The sequence below is a fragment of the Halovivax gelatinilyticus genome (genome assembly GCF_024300625.1).
Taxonomy (GTDB): domain Archaea; phylum Halobacteriota; class Halobacteria; order Halobacteriales; family Natrialbaceae; genus Halovivax; species Halovivax gelatinilyticus.
Window position 1 is genome coordinate 3,198,317 of sequence record NZ_CP101322.1, and the last position, 18,448, is coordinate 3,216,764.

Genomic DNA, 18,448 nt, shown 5'->3' on the forward strand with positions numbered 1-18,448 from the left:
GTTCGGACCCTGATGCGTATATCCCTCTCGGAAGGGGCGAACGATGACGTGATTCTGTGGTGATAGTCTCGATTGAGGACTGGGTGTACGGGTTACACTGATTCGCCGGTCTCGCGTGCGAGTCGTTCGAGGAACTCCTCGACGTAGGCGTGTCGCCGTTCGGCGAGTTCGCGACCGGCGTCGGTGTACATCCGATCGCGAAGCGAGAGGAGTTTCGACTCCACGTGAGCCACCGTCGAGTCGGTAGACACGGCGCGAGCGTTCCGGTCGACGTACACGGGGTCGTGAATCGGTTGTCCGTACTCACTCCCGTGAGCGATCGCGCGGGCGATTCCGATGGCACCGATCGCGTCGAGATTGTCCGCGTCGCTAACGAGCTTCGCTTCGGGCGTCTCAGGGTCGACGTCGTTCGAGTAGCGGTGAGCGCGGATGCAGTGACAGACGGCATCGACGGTGGCGGGGTCGTACCTAGCGAGTATCGACCTCGCTTCGGTCGCTCCCCAGGTCGCGTGGTCTTCGATTGAGCCGGCCGCTTCCCGCGTCCGTCCGATGTCGTGGAGGTACACCGCGAGTTCGACGACCGTCTCACAGGCGTCGTCACGATCTTCGAGGAGCGTCTCGGCGAGCCGTTTGACCCGGACGACGTGATTCCAGTCGTGTGCGGGCTGGGCATCCTCGAAGTACGATCGGGCGATGGTTCGAATCTCCGCGTGACTCGTCTCGTTCATCGCCTTAGCGTCCACCGTATCAGTACGCCTTCGTCCAGCTCCTCGACGCGATCGAGCGATAGTTCGGGGAACGAGTCGACGAACCCGTCGCCGTCAGCCAGCGTCGGCGCGTCCCGCCCACCGATCACTGTCGGGCCCACGAAGGTGTACAGTTCGTCGACGAGACCGCACTCGAACAGCGAGAATATCAGTTCTCCGCCCCCTTCGACCAGAACCGTCTCGAGTCCCGCCTCCTGTAGCGCGGCGAACGCCACGAGGAGATCGACGCGTTCCGCGCCGGCGGTCACGAGCCTGGCGTCGTTCGAGGCGAGTTCCGCCCGGCGGTCGGCCGGTGCGTTCTCGCTCACGAGCAGGTAGGTTTCGGCGTCGTCGTTCACGACGGACGCGTCGGTTGGTGTCCGAGCTCGCGAGTCGGCGACGACGCGGGCCGGGTTGGCCGGCTGACCGGTTTCGACGCGTTCGTCCCGTCGCGTCGATGATTTAACGGTCAGCGACGGATCGTCCGCGAGAACCGTTCCGACGCCGACGACCACGGCGTCACACTCGGTTCGCAACCGATCGACGCGCTCGAAATCGTCGGGTCCGCTGATCGCGTGCTGGACGCGCTCTCTGGTCGAGAGTTTCCCGTCAGCACTCATCGCGGCGTTGACGATGACGTGCATAGTCGAACGGAGGATCGGATACCAGCGTACATAGTCGATTCGATCGACCGACCGTCGACCGCGATCGCGAGTACCCCTGACCGAAGATTGAATCGATGCTGCGGGTGATATCCTCGACCGTTCTGTCGAACGGACAGTAACAGCGCTGTGTATGTGAAGGTGAAGAACAAAACACGCACACTGAGTGTCGTATAATCGTGACTGTCTCACGTGAAAGATTGACTCGTCGTTCGGTACAGCGGGTGGCCTGTCGAGCGGTTACCGCCGCTGGGTCGGTCCTCCGAGGGTGATGGGTGTGTCAGAGGACGACTGTACCGTGTTTCGATGTAGCGATGGGTATTACCGAACGGAGTGGCAAACCGAGCGCCTCATTCGGAAGGGTCGGTGGTGTGCGTGTATGCGCGAGTCGCCGTCGGGTCTCTGGCTCGTAGAGCGAGCTGACGGACGGTTGCTAGCGCTTTCGCCCGTACCGGTGTGGACGCTGCCCGACTGGATCGAACTCAGGGCGGGCGCGGTCGGGGTGTGGGTCGTCGATCGTCGTCGAGCGACGCCGATCAATCGCCACGTCGAACCGACCGCCGACGTTCCGAACGTACCTCAACGGTGAGTATGTTCATGGGATCGATTCTGTGTGCTGAATCGAACGTATCCGTGTGAAGCGTCGACACGTCCTCGGATCGATCGGCCTCGTCGGGTCTCTTCCGATCCTTGGGTACGCTTCTCGATCCACCGGTGAGACGCTTCGAGTTCGGTTCTTTCGAACGAAACGCGTGGAAGCCGATCCAACCGTGGCGTCGGTCGTCACGACGCTGCTCGAACGGACGCTGCAGTATCCGTTCTGGTCAGTGGAGGTGAGCGACGGGGGCGTCGTCTCGCTCTCTCGAGAGCACGCGGCGCGATCGATAACGAGCGGTGAGTGGCCACGAAAGCTCGGGGGCGGTGCCATCGGTGCGAACGACCTTTCGCCGGTCTGGGACGTCAATCTACTCGTGACGGCGAGCGAACTGAGTGACGGACCGACCGGGTACGCGATTCCACACGTGGCGGCCGTCAGCGGCGGCCATCACCTCGCGAAGCTCGACACGACGGATATCACGGCCCGACCGCGAGCCATCACGGGCCCGTCCTTCAGCGCACACGTGCTCGTTCACGAGGTCGGTCACGCGCTCGGGTTGGCCCACGAGCACGGTGAGGTGTATCGAGCGGACGACGCCTACGTGGCCACGCCGATGATTTCGACGTACGCCTGGAACGATGTGTACGAGCGGACGCGCTGTGGCGACCGGTTCCCACACCCTGCGCTCCTCGAAGACGCGGATCGAAAACTGGACTTTCGCTACGGTAATTGTGCTCGCGAGGCACTACGCGCGTACCGCGGAAGCCACCTTCCGTAACGGACGATCGGACGGGGGACAGTCAAACACCGTTGCTCACTAGACTGACTGACACGAGTATCGATAGCCGATCAACTGGGCGATTACTCGTCGTCCTGGGCGGAATCCTCACCGCGCGCGAAGCTCGCCTGTGGCGTCTCCGCGTTCGTGGAGGTCGCCGGTCCGTCGATCAGGGATTCGAAGTCGTCGACCTCGTCGTACTGGTCCTGATAGACCAGCGCGGTTTTCCCGAGCGTGGTGATCTCGTAGAGACCGGAACGCTTCGCCGGTCCGATCTTGTCGACGAGTCCGTAATCTTCGAGGACTGGCAGACGCGTGTTGATGTTCTTTCGGCTCTTGCCCGTGTGGGAGGCGAGATTCGTCGCGACGTTACGACCTTCCGCTTCGAGTGCTTCCAGGATCAGGAAGTCAGTTGGTTGACGTAATTTCATCGGTTGTGATCTCCGGTATCTAGTTTCGTTTCCGATGGTGATAAACTCTTTCGGCTCCGAACGGTGCGTAACCAAAAAAGGTTAGGTGTGACTATTACGTTTGGCACACCATTCAGAGTGGTCAACGTGCGAATCGATCGCTCGGAGAACAATCGGAACCTGGTCGGGCGTCTCGAGTCGAACCGACCCACGTGAGGGACGCGTCGGTCCGACCAACACGCCTACTCCGTCCGGTTCGACGATCTCGAACGCGTCTTCGTCCGTCCGATCGTCTCCGATAAAAACGGAGAGGGTGTCGGGCGGACACTCGCGCTCGAATAGTTCCACGACCGATCCTTTCCCCCACTCGATCGCTGGGGCGAATTCGACGATCGACTTGCCGGTCGAAACGCGAACGCGGTCACCACAGAGTTGATCGAGTGTTTCGCGCACGCGCGATTCGATTACCCCGCTGAGCGAGTCGGGAGCCGTTCGATAGTGTACCGTTCCGCTCAATCGCTTGTGCTCGACGGCTACCGCGGGTACGTCCGCGAACGTCGTCTCGAGGACGCCACAGCAGGTGGCGATCTCTCGACTCGCCCTCGCCGCGATCGGGTGAATCGCGCGACGGTAGCTCGAGTTTTCGCCGGGTTGCGCCGTGGGACGGTCGATTTCGAGTCCGTGATTCCCCGCCAGCAGGACGGGCGGTTCGATTCGCGGGCGGAGATCGTCCAACCCGCGCCCGCTCACGATGGCGACCGTGACGCGCGGATTACGTGAGAGTGTCTCAACGATTCGGCGGTTCGCCTCGGTCATACGCGCCGCGCCGGGTTCGTCGACGATCGGAGCGAGCGTTCCGTCGAAGTCGAGCCCGCAGAGGACGTGCGGGGCACGTTCGAATCGCTCGACGAGCGAGTCCATCACGGTGTCGACGGGAGCCGGGATGTCGCGACGCAACTCGTGGGGTTCGCTGTGTTGACGAGAGTGCATCGAGATCGCCGGTCACCCGTCTCCCGCGTTAGGACCCGTCACGGAGAGCTGGGGTCTCGTTGCGACCCATCGGAGCGTCTCGAACTGTTGGGCCATCCACCAGTCGATATCTCGCTCGTGGACGCGTTGCCTGAGCCGTCGCATTCGACTCGATTGCTCCGCTTGGCAAGCGGTGAGCGCCTCGTGTATCGTGTCTGAGATTCCGTCTGGATCGGACGGATCGACCGTGTACGCCAGGTCGCCGAGCTGGGAAGACGCACCCGCGTGCTCGCTCAGACAGAGCGCACCGGTGTTGTCGATGCTCGAGGCGACGAACTCTTTCGAGACGAGGTTCATCCCGTCGAGATGCGGTGTGACGAGCATCAGATCCGCGCGTCGATACAGATCGACGAGGACTGGACGCGCGAGATAGGATTCGGTGTACACGATCGGTTCCCAGTCGTCGGTACGAAACCGGTCGTTGACTCGGTCAACGGCCTGACGAACGCGTTCCCCGTGTTCGGCGTACGCGGGAATGGTCGTCCGACTCGGAGTCGCCGTCTGGACGAAGACCAGCGATTCACGCCACTCGGGATGACGCTCGAGCAAGCGTTCGACGGCCTCGATCCTGGCCGGGATCCCCTTCGAGTAGTCGAGTCGATCGACGCCGAGACAGAGGACGTCGCAGTCGGGGATATCGAGACAATCCGTCGCGCTCGCCGCTGGTCGTTCGTCGCCGAGCTCATCGAACGCGTCCGATCCGGACCGGCCGTGTCTGCCCTCTGCGATGGCGTAACTCTCCCGCGCGTGTCGGTCGGCGTCGATTCCGAGTGGCGTCGCGGTGACGTAAGTCTCTCCGCGTTCGTGAGTAATCCGACCCGCCTCCTTCTCTACGGTCGCGTCGGGTCTGAAGCGCTCGACGCTATCGAGAAAGTTCTCGACGTACCGGTCGACGTGAAAGGAAAGCAGGTCGACACCGAGCAACCCGTCGACGAGTTCTGTCGACCGCGGGCAGACGCCGAAGGTATCCGGGGTCGGCCAGGGAATGTGCCAGAACTGTCCGATCGTCGTCGATTCCGGCGTTCGATCGTCGATACCGGCCGGTGTGAGCGCGAGATGGTAATCCTGTAACCATATCAACGTCTCGCCGTCTACGTGTTCGGCGGCGCAGTCGGCAAACCGTTCGTTTACGGCTTCGTATCCCTCGAAATCTCCTACACGAGAGACAACTTTCTCGGGGAACTCGTGACAGAGTGGCCACAGCACTCGGTTGCTGAAACCCTCGTAGTAGGCGTCGACGGTGTCCTCGTCGAGCCACACGCGTCGGAGGGTGTACGACGGGTCGTCCGGCGGAACCCGCACGCAGTTTCGATCGTCGACGACGGTTCGATCGGCATCGCCGTCACCCCAGGCGATCCACGTCCCTCCGACGCGCTGTAACACGGGATCGAGCGCGGCGGTGAGTCCGCCCGTCGGTTGATCGACGACCACGTCACCGTCGCCCCACCGGTGTCGATACGGCTGGCGATTCGATACGAGAACGAGCGAGTCGAACTCCTCGAGCGCGTTCCGGCTACGTTCCATCAGTGAACCCGCTTGCGTCGGCCCATCGGCTCTCTCGTTTCGATCGTGCTCGAACGTACGCATTCACCATACCAACCTCGTCACGACCGGTTCTTGGCGCGCTTGCAGACGCCGGGACCCTATGACTCCGGTCGGGTTCGATGACCGTCTTCGAGATCGCAATCGCTCGAACGCGAACGAATCCAGTCGACGTTCTCCAGACCGAACCCATCGACCGATGTGAAAACTAATGAATTCTAGTAATAGTACAACTCGACTTCGTGCCCGCAGTTTCGACACGACGTATCGAGGCCCTGTAATCGGGCCGCATCGGGGTCGACGTCCGCGACGATACCGGGACCGGGTGGGACGGTCGCGGCAACCTGGGCCTCACAGCGGGGACACCCGACCTGCACGGCTCTTTCGTTCGTACCAGACATGACCGCGGTGTAGGTGCGTCAGGCGATTAGTTATCGAGCGTGTACGAACGGACCGTCACGCGTTACGACGCCCGTATCGAATCGATTTCCGCGCACTATTTCCCGAGATAGACCCCCAGTTGGGAGGAACGATCTTCGCCGCATACTCTTCGCGCAAATCGGTAGCTGACGATTACCGAATCGGAACGGACTCGATAATTAACGACGACCGGGGCGAAGGCCGCGCCAGTGGAGTCGTTCGACCGAGATCGTCTCACCGATCACGTCACGGACGAGGTCGGGCAGACGTCGTGCGTGATAGACGGTCCCCAACGAGGAGCGATCTCGCCGTGAGTGATCGCGTCACTGAGCGGGTACTCCCAAGTCACCCGATTCGGATCGTGGGAACGACGGATCGGATCGAACGAATCCGTCGGTCGATCGAACGGGGATTCGGCGCAGAGGCCGTCTCGATCGCCCGGGATCCAGCGGACGCACTGTCTCGCGAGGACGTCGGCTGTTTCGTCTGTGACGCCAGCGACGAATCGATCGATCGACCGATCGAGCGGCTACGCGAACGATCTGAGGCGCCGATTCTCGCGCTGGCGTCCGATCGAACCGACGCGGCGATCGAGGCCGGTGCAACGGACGTCGTCGAGCCCGACGCATCGGTTCCGGTCGTCCGAAACCGGATCCAGTCGGTGATCGACGCTTCGCGTTCGAACGGGGGTGGCCAATCGCGGGCTCGTCTCGAATCGATTTACGCCGCAACCAGCATCGGGATCGTCGTAAGCCGCGATCGGGAAATCACATGGGCGAGCGAGAGCGTCGATCGGGTGATCGGCTACACGCCGTCCGAGTTGAACGGGCTTGATCTCACCGAACTGCTCCATCCCGACGACCGATCGGCCCTGACCGACACAATCGCGTCGATCGCCGATTCACCGCTCGACGACTCGGCGGAGCTTCCCTGTCGAGTCCAACACGGGGACGGCCACTACCGAAGTCATCACCTGATCGCGGTCAACCGTCTCGAAGATTCCGCCGTCGACGGCATCGTCTGGACGATCGAATCAGCGGGCCCGGCTGAGCGAGCGCGAGAGCGATCGATTCGTTCTGACGATTCGGTCGTCGGGGAAGAGTCGGCGTCGCATATCGAACGATTCGACGACCCGGTGGTCGTCCTCGACGATACCTGGACGATACTGGCGGCGAACGAGGCCGCAGCGTCGTTGTTTTCGGCCGGACCGGAGGACCTAAGCGGGGGTTCGATCTGGGAACGATTTCCTCCCGACACCATCTCCACCTGGTACGAACGACTCACCGAAGCGCGAGAGCGAGGGTCGTCGCTGTCGTTCGTCGTCGCCGGGCGGGTCGACGGGGAAACGCTTTCCGTTCGCGTCTATCCCGCCGACGAGTCGACCGTCGTCATCGTCCGGAAGCGTGCGGAGACTGCGATTTCTGACCTTCGCGAGCGACTCGAGCGCCACGCGATGGTGCTCGATGCGGTTCCGGGGCCGACCGTCCTCGTCGAGGACGGACGAATTGCCCTGGCCAACGCCGCCACGTTCGAACACACCGGACGCGACGCGATCGCCGGTCACACCCTCTCGTCGGTCTTCGGTCCCGACGTCGCCGCGGCGATCGAATCGCGCGCAGATTCGAGAATCCGTCGAATCGATCCTATCGAGTGGCGACCGGGAACCGGCCGCGTGATCGATCTATCGGTCCTCCCACTCGGCGAATCTAGTGCGATCGTCACCGGACGGGACGTGACGGATCAGCGGTCCGTGCTCCGAGGAATAGACGAACTCGCGGAGATGGCGAGCGCTCTCGAGGGTGCCTCGAATCGAAGCGCGGTTCAGCGGATCGTCCTCGAGGGGGTCCGACGGTCGCAGTCGCTAGATCACGCGGTCTGGTACGAGCGGCGCGATTCCCGACTGTCGCCGGTGGCGAGTTCGAGCGAGAACGATCAGCTCGATCCCCGACCGCTTCAGTTCGACCCGGAGTGGTTCTCGACCGTCGGGACGGACGCGGCCACGTCGATCGATTCGGGGATCGAGATACCGATAGACGATTCGACGGCCCTCGCGGCGGCGCTCGCCGTTCCGATCACCGACTCGACCCTCGTGCTGGCGGGAAACGCCGTCTCAGAAACGGAGCCATCAATCGACGAAGACGAGGCGGAGCCGGTCGAATCCCAACGGATCGACCCATCTATCGAGGCAGGACCGGAGATCGCATTCGAGGCGGTCGGTTTCGGCCCACGAGCCCTCGGCACGCTGTCCGGCCGACTCGGTGCACTGTCGCTGGCTTACGCGGCCTGTCGCGCCGATCGCGAGGACCTCGTCTACGAACGCGACCGACTGGCCGCGCTCGACGAAGAGATCGAACGCGTAACCGAGCGCCGTCGGGCAATAGTTCGATCGATTCGATCGACCGAAACGCGAGCTGAACTCGAATCGACAGTTTGTGAGCAACTCGCCGCTATCTCTGGCGTCGGCGTCGCCTGGATCGGGGCCGCATCCGGGGACTCGGTCGTCGCCAGTGCGTCATCGGGATCGGCGAGCGACTACGTGTCTGAGGTGTTTCCACGGCATCGATCCAACTCGGACGAACCCGCCGTTCGGGCGATCAGTCGGGACGAACCGGTGGTCGTCGAGGACGTCGAGACGTCGTCGACCGAGGACTGGTCGCTCATCGCTCGACGATACGATCTCTCATCGATGGTCGCGATTCCGATCACTGGGCGGACGATCACCCACGGTGTACTCTGCGTCAACACCGTAGATGCGTTCAGCAAAGACGACGTTCTTCCATCGAGCTGTGCCGACATCGCCACGGCGTGCGGACTGGCAATCGATGCGATCGAGGCGCGACGGGCGCTTCTCTCGTCGGACCGACTCGAACTCGATCTGTCGGTTCGCGACGGGACCGACGAACCGCTCTCTCGTCTCGCGATCGAGATGGATCGGTCGATCCTCGTCGACGCGGTTGCCTCTGGCGAGACGCTGACGACGGTCTATCTCAGCGTTCACGGCGCGAGCGGCCAGGAGGCTGCCGACGTCGCCGAATCGATCGACTCGGTTCGAGCGGTTTCCGTCCTCGACGAGTCCGATAACGGGCGCCTCGAACTCGAACTCGAGGGTCCGACGGTGCCGGACGTCCTCTCCGAGTTCGGTGTGACGGTTCGATCGATCGACGTCGACGACGATGGCGCGACGATTCGCGTCACTCTTCCGGCCGATCGATCGGTTCGGCGCGTCGTCGACGCCGTTCGGTCGGTCGTTCCGTCGATCGAGCTTCGTGCCCGTCGTCCCGTCGCTCGTCACGCCGACGGTCCCGGTCGCCATGATATCCTCGGAGAGCTGACCGACCGCCAGCGCGACGTGTTGCGAACGGCTTACGCGGCTGGATACTTCGAGTGGCCGCGAAACCGATCCGGTGAGGAAGTCGCCGATCGGCTCGGGATCTCGCAACCGACCTTTACCAGACACTTTCGAGCGGCCGAACGGGCTGTCTTCGGTCGATTGTTCGAGGATACGTGAACCGAACGATCTCGCAGAACGCGACGGAACGACCTGATCCGAGGCGGAGAAATGACTCATTTCACCGACTCGGTCGATGCCGTTTCGGTGGGTCGATGAATACATATAGCCCATTCGGCGGTAACCCGACACTATATAGCCTCTGGAACGATGCATCCGGCGTGATAAACGCCGTTCATGGAAGTTGACGGGGAAACTCCCGCTTACTCGTTCGGTAACGTCCGATTTCGACGCCACTACCCGCGGGGGCGATCAGAATGAGTACGGACGCTCGCGGACGCGTGGAAGCACCGACGCAACTCCTGGACTCCCAGGGGATCGTCGCCGAAGTTCACCTCGATCACGAACGCCTACTATTGCGCCCAACACTTCGTGAACTCGGGGACGTCTCGATCGTTCCCGGAAACCGCGCCCGTCGCGACGGACGCGAGTACCAGTTCGTCTCTATCAGGACGGACTCCGTCGTCGAACTGGATTCGGTTCTGGCAACCGACCCGACCGTCTCGAACCCGATGCTCGTCGAGCGCCACGCGGATCGGCTCGTCTATCGCGTCGAGTTGACGCCCGACGTGATCACGCTCGACGGCGCGATCGCCGGACACGGTGGGCGGATCCGAGAGGCGACCGGGACGCAGACGGCGTGGATTCTCAAACTCAGGCTCCCCTCCCGGGAGGCGTTGATCGACTTCAACGACGAGTGTAAACGAGACGGGATTTCGGTCCGCGTCACGCAGTTGCGAACCGACGACGGGGAGACGCCGACCTGTCTCGGGCTGACCGACAAACAACAGGAGCTGCTGACGGTTGCCTACGAGGAGGGTTACTTCGACGTTCCTCGCGGCATCTCCCAGGACGAACTGGCAGCGAAACTCGGCGTCTCGAAATCCGCTATTTCCCAGCGACTCCGACGGGCGATGACCGAACTCTGTGCGTCGTCCTTCGGCCCCGGATCCAGGTAACGCTCTCACTCGAGCCGGAGATACTGTCTATCGTACTCGGGTTTACCCTGGCGCGGATAGATCGAGATGAACGACTCGGGTGGGAGCGACGCGAACACGTTGGGCAAGCCGTCGAGCTGTCCGTGCCAGCCGATGTCGCCCGGTCTCGGTGAAAGTGCGACGACGAGATCGTCCTCCGTCGTCCGCTCTGCGAGCGTCGGTTCGAGATCGTTCCAGTCGGCGACCGATTCGAACTCGATGGTGATCTCTTCGGCGACGAGACCGAACAGCTTCTCGTACTGGTGGGCGCTACCCCCGACGACGTAGGCCGTGATCGGAACGCCGAGGCTCGATCCGATTCGCTTGACCGCGTGTACGCTCTCGTAAAACCCTTCGTGGTGGTCGACGCCGCGAGGGAGGACGAGGTGTATCTCCCTGGTCGTGTTGATCGGGTGTCCTAACCGGGAGATGAATACCGGTAACGTCGTCCGTTGGAGCACCTGATCGATAACGCTGCCGAACAGCCGTCTCTGGACGGTTTGCTGGGCGTCCCACCCCATGATGATCTGGTTCGCTCGCACCTCCATCGCGCCCTGAACGATGCCGGATGCGACGTTGTGATTGATTCTGGTTTCCGTCTCGATTGGGACCTCAGCGGCCGCCCCGAAGGCCGCAATCTCGTCTAGATCTTCGTTGACAGTGGCGATTCGATCCTCGGGCGCCTCGCCGCGAGTCGGACGAACGACGGTGAGTACGTGGACCGGCTCGGTCCCACGGTCGCCTTTGAGAACGAACGCGAGTTCTAGGAGCCATTGCTGGCGTTCGGCGTGGTGTGAGAGCGGAAGCAAGATGTTGGGATCGAGTGGATCGTCACCTTCCGCGGCGACGTCTCGATCGAGCGCCAGTCTCGTCGCGGCCCGCTCGGTCACGAGCGGACTGATGACGGCCGTCACGAGCATCAACAGGACCACCGCGTTCAGCACCTCCGTCGAGAGCGGATCGAAGATTCCCTGCTCGACGCCGACCAACGTGATCGCCAGCGCGGCGGCCGCTTGTCCCGTCGAAAGCCCGAAAATCGTGTTTCGTTCGTGTGTCGAGTACCCCTGGTACCGGGAGACCAGTGCGGCGGCGAAATACTTCGTCACGAGCATCACGCCCAGGACGACCGCGGCGATCTGGAGGGTCGTGACGCCGTCGAAGATGACGGCGGGATCGACCAGCATCCCGACGTGCAGTAAGAAGAACGGGATGAAGAAGGCGTTGCCGACGAATTCGACCCGGTTGATCAACGTCCCACCGCTCGGGATGAGGCGGTTGAGCGCCAGTCCGGCGACGAACGCCCCGAGAATCGCTTCGAGCTGGAGTACGTCTGCGAGGCTCGCCGCCGCGAAGATCGCGACCATGACGAAGAGAAACTCGAAGTAGCTCTCTTCGCTCATATTCTGGAAGAAGCGACGCGTGAGCGGCGGAACGAGTAGCCAGATTGCAGCGAAGAGAACCCCCAGGGCGACGAATACTTCGAGCAGAATAATCGCCGAGAACCCATCGACCGCCGACCCGATGACGATCGCGAGGACGACGAGCGCCAGTGTGTCGGTAAACAGAATGCCGCCGAACACCGCCGTCACCGCGCGGTTTTTTGTCACGTTGAGTCGGTTAACGATCGGATACGCGAGCAGGGTGTGTGACGAGAAGACGGCGGCGAGTAAGAGCGCGGCCAGGATGTCGAAATCGAGTACGACGACGCCGAGGATCGTACCGATCGCAAATGGGAGCAAGTAACTCGTCAGTCCGAAGACGGCGGCGTCTTCCGGCGATTCGAGAAATCGTTGCAAATCGAGTTCGAGGCCGACGGTAAAGAGCAAGTAGATGAGACCGACCGTCCCGAGCAGTTCGATCGCGTCGGTGTGTTCGATCACGCCCAGCGCGTTCGGTCCGAGCGCGACGCCGAAGAGTACGATCCCGACGATGCCCGGTTGTCCGAGTCGCTTGATGAGTAACGGGCCGAGTAAAAACGCTCCCATCGCGATCGCGAAGACGAGTACCGGCTCTTCGAGCGGGAGCGTCGGCGACGAGGTTGCGACAGTCATCATCATTGCGACAGTCATCATCGAAGAGAACCTAGAATTGTGGGTGTCGATCGTCTTGATGGGTACCGAAGACGTCGGTCGTATCGAGCTGTCTGTACGTCGCTGGTGTTGGCGACTCACCTTAACTGTCTCGAAGTTCGTAGGGAAACCGTATCGGTAGAGCGACGGCCGGCGGATTCATCCTCTCTGCTGTCGACGGGTTCCGGTACCGCCCGAACGGTGATGAGGCGAAGACGAGTCGAACTACTCCGTCGGACGAGCGAACGGTACGAATCAGTTCGTGACCTAGGCCGACGCTCGTCCCGGGTTGGGTAGTATTCATCCAGCTCTCACGGCGACGATCAGTCCGATCCGGTGGGTGTCGGTATAGGCACGCCCAACTGGGAGGTGGTCAGAACGTAGTCTCTCTATAGTAATGGAACGATCCGTGTTCTCGACCACTATGGCAGAACGTCCGTTGACGAACGTCAGTTATCGATCGGGTGATGGGGCCCGCTCATCGAGAACGGACTGGATACGTACCGTCGTCTACTGTGTCTCGACCAGCGAGTTCGAACTGCCCCGACCGAAAAATTGCGCCGAGGTGTGTCGCTGATGTGCGGTATCATCGGTCGAGTCGGACGCGACGAAGCGATCGACTCGCTACTCACCGGCCTCGAAAACCTCGAGTATCGCGGCTACGATTCCGCGGGAATCGCGGTTCAAAACGGCGCCGGGATTAACGTCGAGAAACAGTCGGGCAAGGTGTCCTCACTCACCGATTCGATCGATCGGAACGACCTCGCTGGTCGTCTCGGAATCGGTCACACTCGCTGGAGTACGCACGGACCGCCTACCGACGAGAACGCACACCCACACACCGACTCGACGCGCGACGTCGCCGTCGTGCACAACGGTATCATCGAAAACTACGCGGAGATCCGATCGCGGTTGCAACGCGCCGGCTACGAGTTTACGAGCCAAACCGACACGGAAGTCGTTCCGCACCTCATTCAGCGAAATCTCGACCGAGGAGTGGAGGCCGAAACCGCCTTCCGTCGGGCGATCGACGAACTCGAGGGGAGCTACGCGATCGCCGCCATTTGTGACGGTGAAGACGAACTCTACGCGGCTCGTCAGGGTTCGCCGCTGGTGGTCGGTATCGAGGGTGATGGCTACTTCCTCGCGAGCGACGTCCCCGCTTTTCTCGAGTACACGGACACCGTCGTCTACTTAGAAGACGGCGACTTCGTCACCCTTCGGTCGAACGGGGTTCGGATCACCGATCGTGACGGAAACCCGGTTCGTCGAGACCGACACACCGTCGACTGGGACGCCGAGGAGGCCGGAAAGGGAGAATTCGACCACTACATGTTAAAGGAGATAACGGAACAGCCGACATCGCTGGCTCAGTCGATCGAGGGCCGATACGATCCGCACACTGGGTCGGTCACGCTCGACGATCTGGAGACCTTCGAGGGAATTTCTCGCGTCCTGCTCGTTGCGTGTGGCACGTCGTATCACGCAGCCCAGTACGGGACGATCGCGCTCCGCCGGTCCGGCGTCGCGGCCGATGCGATCCTGGCAAACGAGTTCAGTCTCGCCGCGCCGCCGATCGACGAGGAGACGCTCGTGATCGCGGTCACACAGAGCGGCGAAACCGCGGATACGCTCACGGCGGTGCGGCAGGCGGCCGACCGTGGCGCGAAGACGCTGTCGGTGACGAACGTGGTCGGCTCGAGCGCCGCTCGAGAGACCGACCAGCAACTGTTCATCCGCGCGGGTCCAGAAATCGGCGTCGCTGCGACCAAGACGTTCTCCTCCCAAGCGGTGTTACTCACGCTCCTCTCGCACCGAATTGCGACCGATACGACCGGCTCTTCGAGCCTTCCCATCGGGCAGTTGTGCGTGGAACTGGAGCAGTTACCGGCGCTCGTCGAGACGCTCATCGAAGCGAGCGATGCGCGATCGATCGCCAGACGATACCGCGATCAGGAGTCGTACTTCTTCATCGGCCGGGGATTCGGCTATCCGGTCGCCAGCGAAGGCGCGCTCAAGTTCAAAGAGATCACGTACGAACACGCCGAAGGATTCGCCTCCGGCGAATTGAAACACGGCCCGCTCGCACTCGTCACCCCGGAAACGCCCGTGTTCACCGTGTTCACGGGAGAGGAAGACGAAACGACGCTCGCTAACGCCGCCGAAGCGACCACGCGGGGCGCGCCGGTGATCGCGATCTGCCCGGACGGGCACGACGCCATCCAGACGGCCGATGCCCACCTCGCGATCCCGGACGTAAACCCCTTGCTCTCGGGCATTCTCGCGACGATACAACTACAACTCGTCTCCTATCACGCGGCCGCGTTGCTCGACAGGGAGATCGACAAGCCAAGAAACCTCGCCAAGAGCGTCACCGTCGAGTGAGACCGCGATCAGGCGGTTCGACCGGACGTCCCGGATCAGACGGTTCGACCGGACGTCCCGGATCAGACGGTTCGACCGGACGTCCCAAACGAAGCTGGTAGACCGGCTTCAATCGTAGAATAATGTGGTACTTACCGGTGGAAATGTTGAATTATCGCCCGACGTGACCGTCGTGTCTGGGTGACCGTCCGTCTCATCGACGTCGGACCGTCAGGTGTCAGCGACTGTCACGAACGCTGGTATGCGGTCTATAATAAATAGGGTTTCATCGAAATCCGTGATCGATGCCGGCGAACCAGGATACCAAGTGGACCCCGCTCGAACAGACGTCACAGACTTCCGCGCCACGCTGTGTCAACTGCAATAACCGCGTGACCCGCCAGTTCGCGCGCGTCTTCGGAGACAACCGGGACGTCGTACACGCCTGCCCGGAATGTTCGACCTACCGGGAGATGAAGACGTCCGACTTCATCCCCAAAGCCCATCGGTAGCTCGTCGGGTGCGTTCAGACGAACTTCTGGTAGCGATCGACCAGGCGATCGAGACCGAACGCGCCGCTCGTGACCGTGTAGTGGGTCGCCAGTCGCGGATTGAATTTCGCTTTGTACCGATTGATGCTCGGAACTCCCGCCCCGACGAGATCGTAGCGTTCAGCCCCGCGTTCGATTCCCTCACACATCACGTGCCAGTCGAGGAGGTCGTTGACCGCGACGTCGACGTCGCGATCGATTTTGACGCCTCCCTGCCAGCGTAGCAACGTGGTGTCTGATTCGAGCACGAGGATCCCGCCGTGAAATTCCCCGTCTATCGTACAGACGTACGGTCGAAGCGCGCCGTCGGGAAGCGCCTCGTACAGCGAGCGTACGTACTCGGGTGAGAGCTGAAACGGCCGGCCCTGGCTCTCGTACCTCGCGGCCACCTGTCGGACGATCGCTTCGACGTCGTCTGTCCCACCCTCCGCGATGGCGACGTGCTCCGGGGTCGAACGAACGTTCCGGCGGGCGTCGCCGCTGAATCGATCGATGAGCTCGTCCGGCGTGGCGTCGAGGTCGACGATGTACGTATACCCCGGCGTCACGTCGTACTCGTTCCAGACGAACGGCCGGACGTCGTCACAGCCGGCGGTCGTAAACTTACAGTAGATCGGCCCGTACTTCTCGTCGAGCCACTCGAGACTCCCATCGAGAAATCGCTGGACCCGTCGGTCGGCCTTGCGCTGTTTGAGCGACGAAAGCCCGCTCATCGCCGGTCCGAGGTAGCACGACCACGACCGCGGTGCCGGCGAAAACGCCGCGCTAAACGGGCCCTTTTCGAGGACGAAAATCGGAAAGATTCCGACGGCTTCCTGGCCTTTGAACCCGGCCAGCGCAACGATTTTCGTTCCCGTCTCACGTGATTGTCGCGTCAACGCTTCGGCTCGAAAGAGCGGATTCGTCGAGTCGAATCGCTCGACGTATCGGTTCCACTCCGCCCCCTCGGTCGCCAGATCGAACCGACGTATATCGATGCTCATTGGCTCAGAGATACCCGAGATCCGAGAGACGATCTTCGACGAGTCGGTCGTCCGTGGTCGTGGTCGGACCGGGATCGTACGCGGGATAGGCTCGCGTCGTTCCGCGATCGACGACCGGAAGCGGCGCTCCGTCCATTTCCTCGTCGACGGGCACGTCGAAGAACGCACAGATCGTCGGTGCGACGTCGAACAGGTGGGCGTCGTCCATGGGAGCTTCGTCGAATCCATCACCGACGGCGGCGATCAGCCCATCTCGCTTGTGATTCCAGGGTTCGATCGGCTCACCGAACAGGTCGCCCGTAAGTCTCGCGACGATCGCGGTGTCGAACGCTCGCGGAACCGTCACGACGTCCGGCCCGGATTCGACGTGCGGTCCGGAGAAGAACTGCTCGCGCGGGCCGACCGATTCGAAGACGGGATCGCCAGCGGGCGTGGTGAGCGATTCGAGCTCGTCGACGAGACGTGATCGGACGGACTCGTACCGATCGGGTGGTACCGTACCGTTCGGTTCTCTTCTCTCGACGTTCAACCGTATCCCGAGTTCGCTCTTCGATCGAACGTAGGCCTTCGAGGCCGGAAAGTCGACCTGCTCGCTTCCGGCACGAATCGCGTCGCTCGGGAGCCGCCGACCGATCGGTTCCGCCAGTCCAACGTAATCTAAGGCATTGGCCACCCGCTGGGTCGTGATTCCAAAGCGCGCGGCGATCGAGACGGCCCGTTCGAGTGGCCCCGGCTGGTGTTCGCCCGCGTCCTCTCCCGACAGAAGATCGTTTTCGAACGCCCGCGACCAGGTAGGCATCCCGTCACCGCCTCGTTTCGCCCGGAGGTATCCGGTGTCACGGAGGTAGTCGTTCACGCGGAACTCGACGTCGGTGACGGGGCCGATCCCGTGATCGCTGACGAGCATCACGGCGCCAGGAGCGAATTCGTCCAGCGTCCGTTCGACCTCTCGATCCACGGCCTCGTAGACGGCGCGTACGGCGTCTTCGTCGCCGGGTCGTTCGTGGAATACGGAGTCGGTGACCTGGAACTGAACGAACGCGAAATCGGGGTCGAATTCCTCGAGGAGGTATCGAAACGCTGCGCCTCGACACTCGACGGTTCGTCTATATCCCTCGATCGACCGATCTGGTTCGGGTCCACTTTGCGGATAGATGCGATACGACCCGATCTCGCGTTCGATCTCTTCGAGTATCGATTCGGGATGCGTGGTCGGATCTTCGGGGGCGGTAAGCCCCGGTATCAACGCGCCGTCGAACTCCCGCGCCGGGTGGGTAACGGGGACGTTCACGACGACGCTCGTGTAGCCGTGATCGGACAGCAGTTCCCACACGGGACGGGCGCGAACGTGCGTCGCGTTGACCACGTCCCAGTCGTAGCCCTCGAACGCGAGGAAGTCGAAGACGCCGTGTTTTCCGGGATTCATGCCGGTGAACAGTGACGGCCACGCGCTCGCCGTCCACGGCGGAATCTGTGATTCGAGCGACGCGCTGACGCCTGCCGAGAGAAGTCGGTCGAGCGTCGGAACGGAACCGGCCTCAACGAGCGGGTCGATCACCGAGAAACAGCCGGCGTCGAGTCCGACGAGGAGGAGTTCCGGGCCTTCGTCCGTTGCCGGTCGGTCCATGGGTGGCACTTTCCGTTCCGAGGCTTTGTTATAGCACTTCTTCACCCTGTAAGCGAGCGCTTCGACGACGCGTTCGGGATGTATCGCCACACCATCGTCGCTAATCGGTTCGTACAATCCGGACAGCGCGCAGTAATGCGGTCCTCACTGCGACGTACCGAACACAACACTATGGGGCTCACTG

Annotated in this window: 15 protein-coding genes; 6 read left to right on the forward strand and 9 right to left on the reverse strand. The window is 62.2% G+C overall.

The genetic code is table 11. The features are described from left to right. Nucleotides 1-92: 92 nt before the first annotated feature. A complete protein-coding gene (locus NKH31_RS15215) occupies nt 93-728 on the reverse strand; it encodes an HD domain-containing protein (protein WP_254862642.1) in 636 nt (211 codons plus the stop codon). Further along, on the reverse strand, nt 725-1,390 hold the full coding sequence (locus tag NKH31_RS15220; protein ID WP_254862643.1) for a 2,5-diamino-6-(ribosylamino)-4(3H)-pyrimidinone 5'-phosphate reductase: 666 nt from the start codon (nt 1,388-1,390) through the stop codon (nt 725-727). Before NKH31_RS15220 ends, NKH31_RS15215 begins: the two co-directional genes overlap by 4 nt. Before the next feature lie 397 nt (nt 1,391-1,787). Between NKH31_RS15220 and NKH31_RS15225 the strand changes: the two genes are divergently transcribed. After that, nucleotides 1,788-1,997 carry a hypothetical protein gene (locus tag NKH31_RS15225; RefSeq protein ID WP_254862644.1) on the forward strand — a complete coding sequence of 70 codons (210 nt, stop codon included), beginning with the start codon at nt 1,788-1,790 and terminating at the stop codon, nt 1,995-1,997. Between the two features lie 46 nt (nt 1,998-2,043). Next, nucleotides 2,044-2,784, forward strand: a complete 741-nt coding sequence (locus NKH31_RS15230; protein WP_254862645.1) for a hypothetical protein — start codon at nt 2,044-2,046, stop codon at nt 2,782-2,784. Nucleotides 2,785-2,867: 83 nt separating this feature from the next. Here NKH31_RS15230 and NKH31_RS15235 read toward each other — a convergent pair whose 3' ends face one another. The 4 genes from NKH31_RS15235 to NKH31_RS15250 form a co-directional block, all read right to left on the reverse strand. Continuing rightward, entirely contained in the window at nt 2,868-3,215 is a 348-nt protein-coding gene (locus tag NKH31_RS15235; RefSeq protein WP_254862646.1) for a winged helix-turn-helix transcriptional regulator, read from the reverse strand. A gap of 81 nt (nt 3,216-3,296) precedes the next feature. Further along, nucleotides 3,297-4,184 carry a trehalose-phosphatase gene (otsB, locus tag NKH31_RS15240; RefSeq protein ID WP_254862647.1) on the reverse strand — a complete coding sequence of 296 codons (888 nt, stop codon included), beginning with the start codon at nt 4,182-4,184 and terminating at the stop codon, nt 3,297-3,299. A 12-nt stretch (nt 4,185-4,196) separates the two neighbouring features. Then, nucleotides 4,197-5,747, reverse strand: coding sequence for an alpha,alpha-trehalose-phosphate synthase (UDP-forming) (locus NKH31_RS15245; RefSeq protein ID WP_254862648.1), 1,551 nt, complete (start codon nt 5,745-5,747; stop codon nt 4,197-4,199). A gap of 236 nt (nt 5,748-5,983) precedes the next feature. Beyond that, complete coding sequence (locus tag NKH31_RS15250; RefSeq protein ID WP_254864865.1) at nt 5,984-6,166, reverse strand: hypothetical protein; 183 nt, start codon at nt 6,164-6,166, stop codon at nt 5,984-5,986. 329 nt (nt 6,167-6,495) lie between these two features. Here NKH31_RS15250 and NKH31_RS15255 point away from each other — a divergent pair, with 329 nt between their 5' ends. Further along, nucleotides 6,496-9,693, forward strand: a complete 3,198-nt coding sequence (locus tag NKH31_RS15255) for a bacterio-opsin activator domain-containing protein (protein ID WP_254862649.1) — start codon at nt 6,496-6,498, stop codon at nt 9,691-9,693. 257 nt (nt 9,694-9,950) lie between these two features. Further along, entirely contained in the window at nt 9,951-10,652 is a 702-nt protein-coding gene (locus tag NKH31_RS15260) for a helix-turn-helix domain-containing protein (RefSeq protein ID WP_254862650.1), read from the forward strand. A gap of 5 nt (nt 10,653-10,657) precedes the next feature. Here NKH31_RS15260 and NKH31_RS15265 read toward each other — a convergent pair whose 3' ends face one another. Beyond that, complete coding sequence (locus NKH31_RS15265) at nt 10,658-12,727, reverse strand: cation:proton antiporter (RefSeq protein WP_254864823.1); 2,070 nt, start codon at nt 12,725-12,727, stop codon at nt 10,658-10,660. A gap of 588 nt (nt 12,728-13,315) precedes the next feature. Between NKH31_RS15265 and glmS the strand changes: the two genes are divergently transcribed. Further along, nucleotides 13,316-15,124 (forward strand): glutamine--fructose-6-phosphate transaminase (isomerizing), encoded by a 1,809-nt coding sequence (gene glmS, locus NKH31_RS15270; RefSeq protein ID WP_254862651.1) that lies wholly within the window; start codon nt 13,316-13,318, stop codon nt 15,122-15,124. 284 nt (nt 15,125-15,408) lie between these two features. Then, nucleotides 15,409-15,615: a DUF7563 family protein gene (locus NKH31_RS15275; protein WP_254862652.1), complete on the forward strand. Its 207-nt coding sequence runs from the start codon at nt 15,409-15,411 to the stop codon at nt 15,613-15,615. 14 nt (nt 15,616-15,629) lie between these two features. On the opposite strand, the gene NKH31_RS15280 is transcribed toward NKH31_RS15275, so the two are convergent. Then, nucleotides 15,630-16,637 carry a lipid II:glycine glycyltransferase FemX gene (locus NKH31_RS15280; protein ID WP_254862653.1) on the reverse strand — a complete coding sequence of 336 codons (1,008 nt, stop codon included), beginning with the start codon at nt 16,635-16,637 and terminating at the stop codon, nt 15,630-15,632. Nucleotides 16,638-16,641: 4 nt separating this feature from the next. Next, nucleotides 16,642-18,264, reverse strand: a complete 1,623-nt coding sequence (locus tag NKH31_RS15285; RefSeq protein WP_254862654.1) for an alkaline phosphatase family protein — start codon at nt 18,262-18,264, stop codon at nt 16,642-16,644. Nucleotides 18,265-18,448 lie beyond the last annotated feature (184 nt).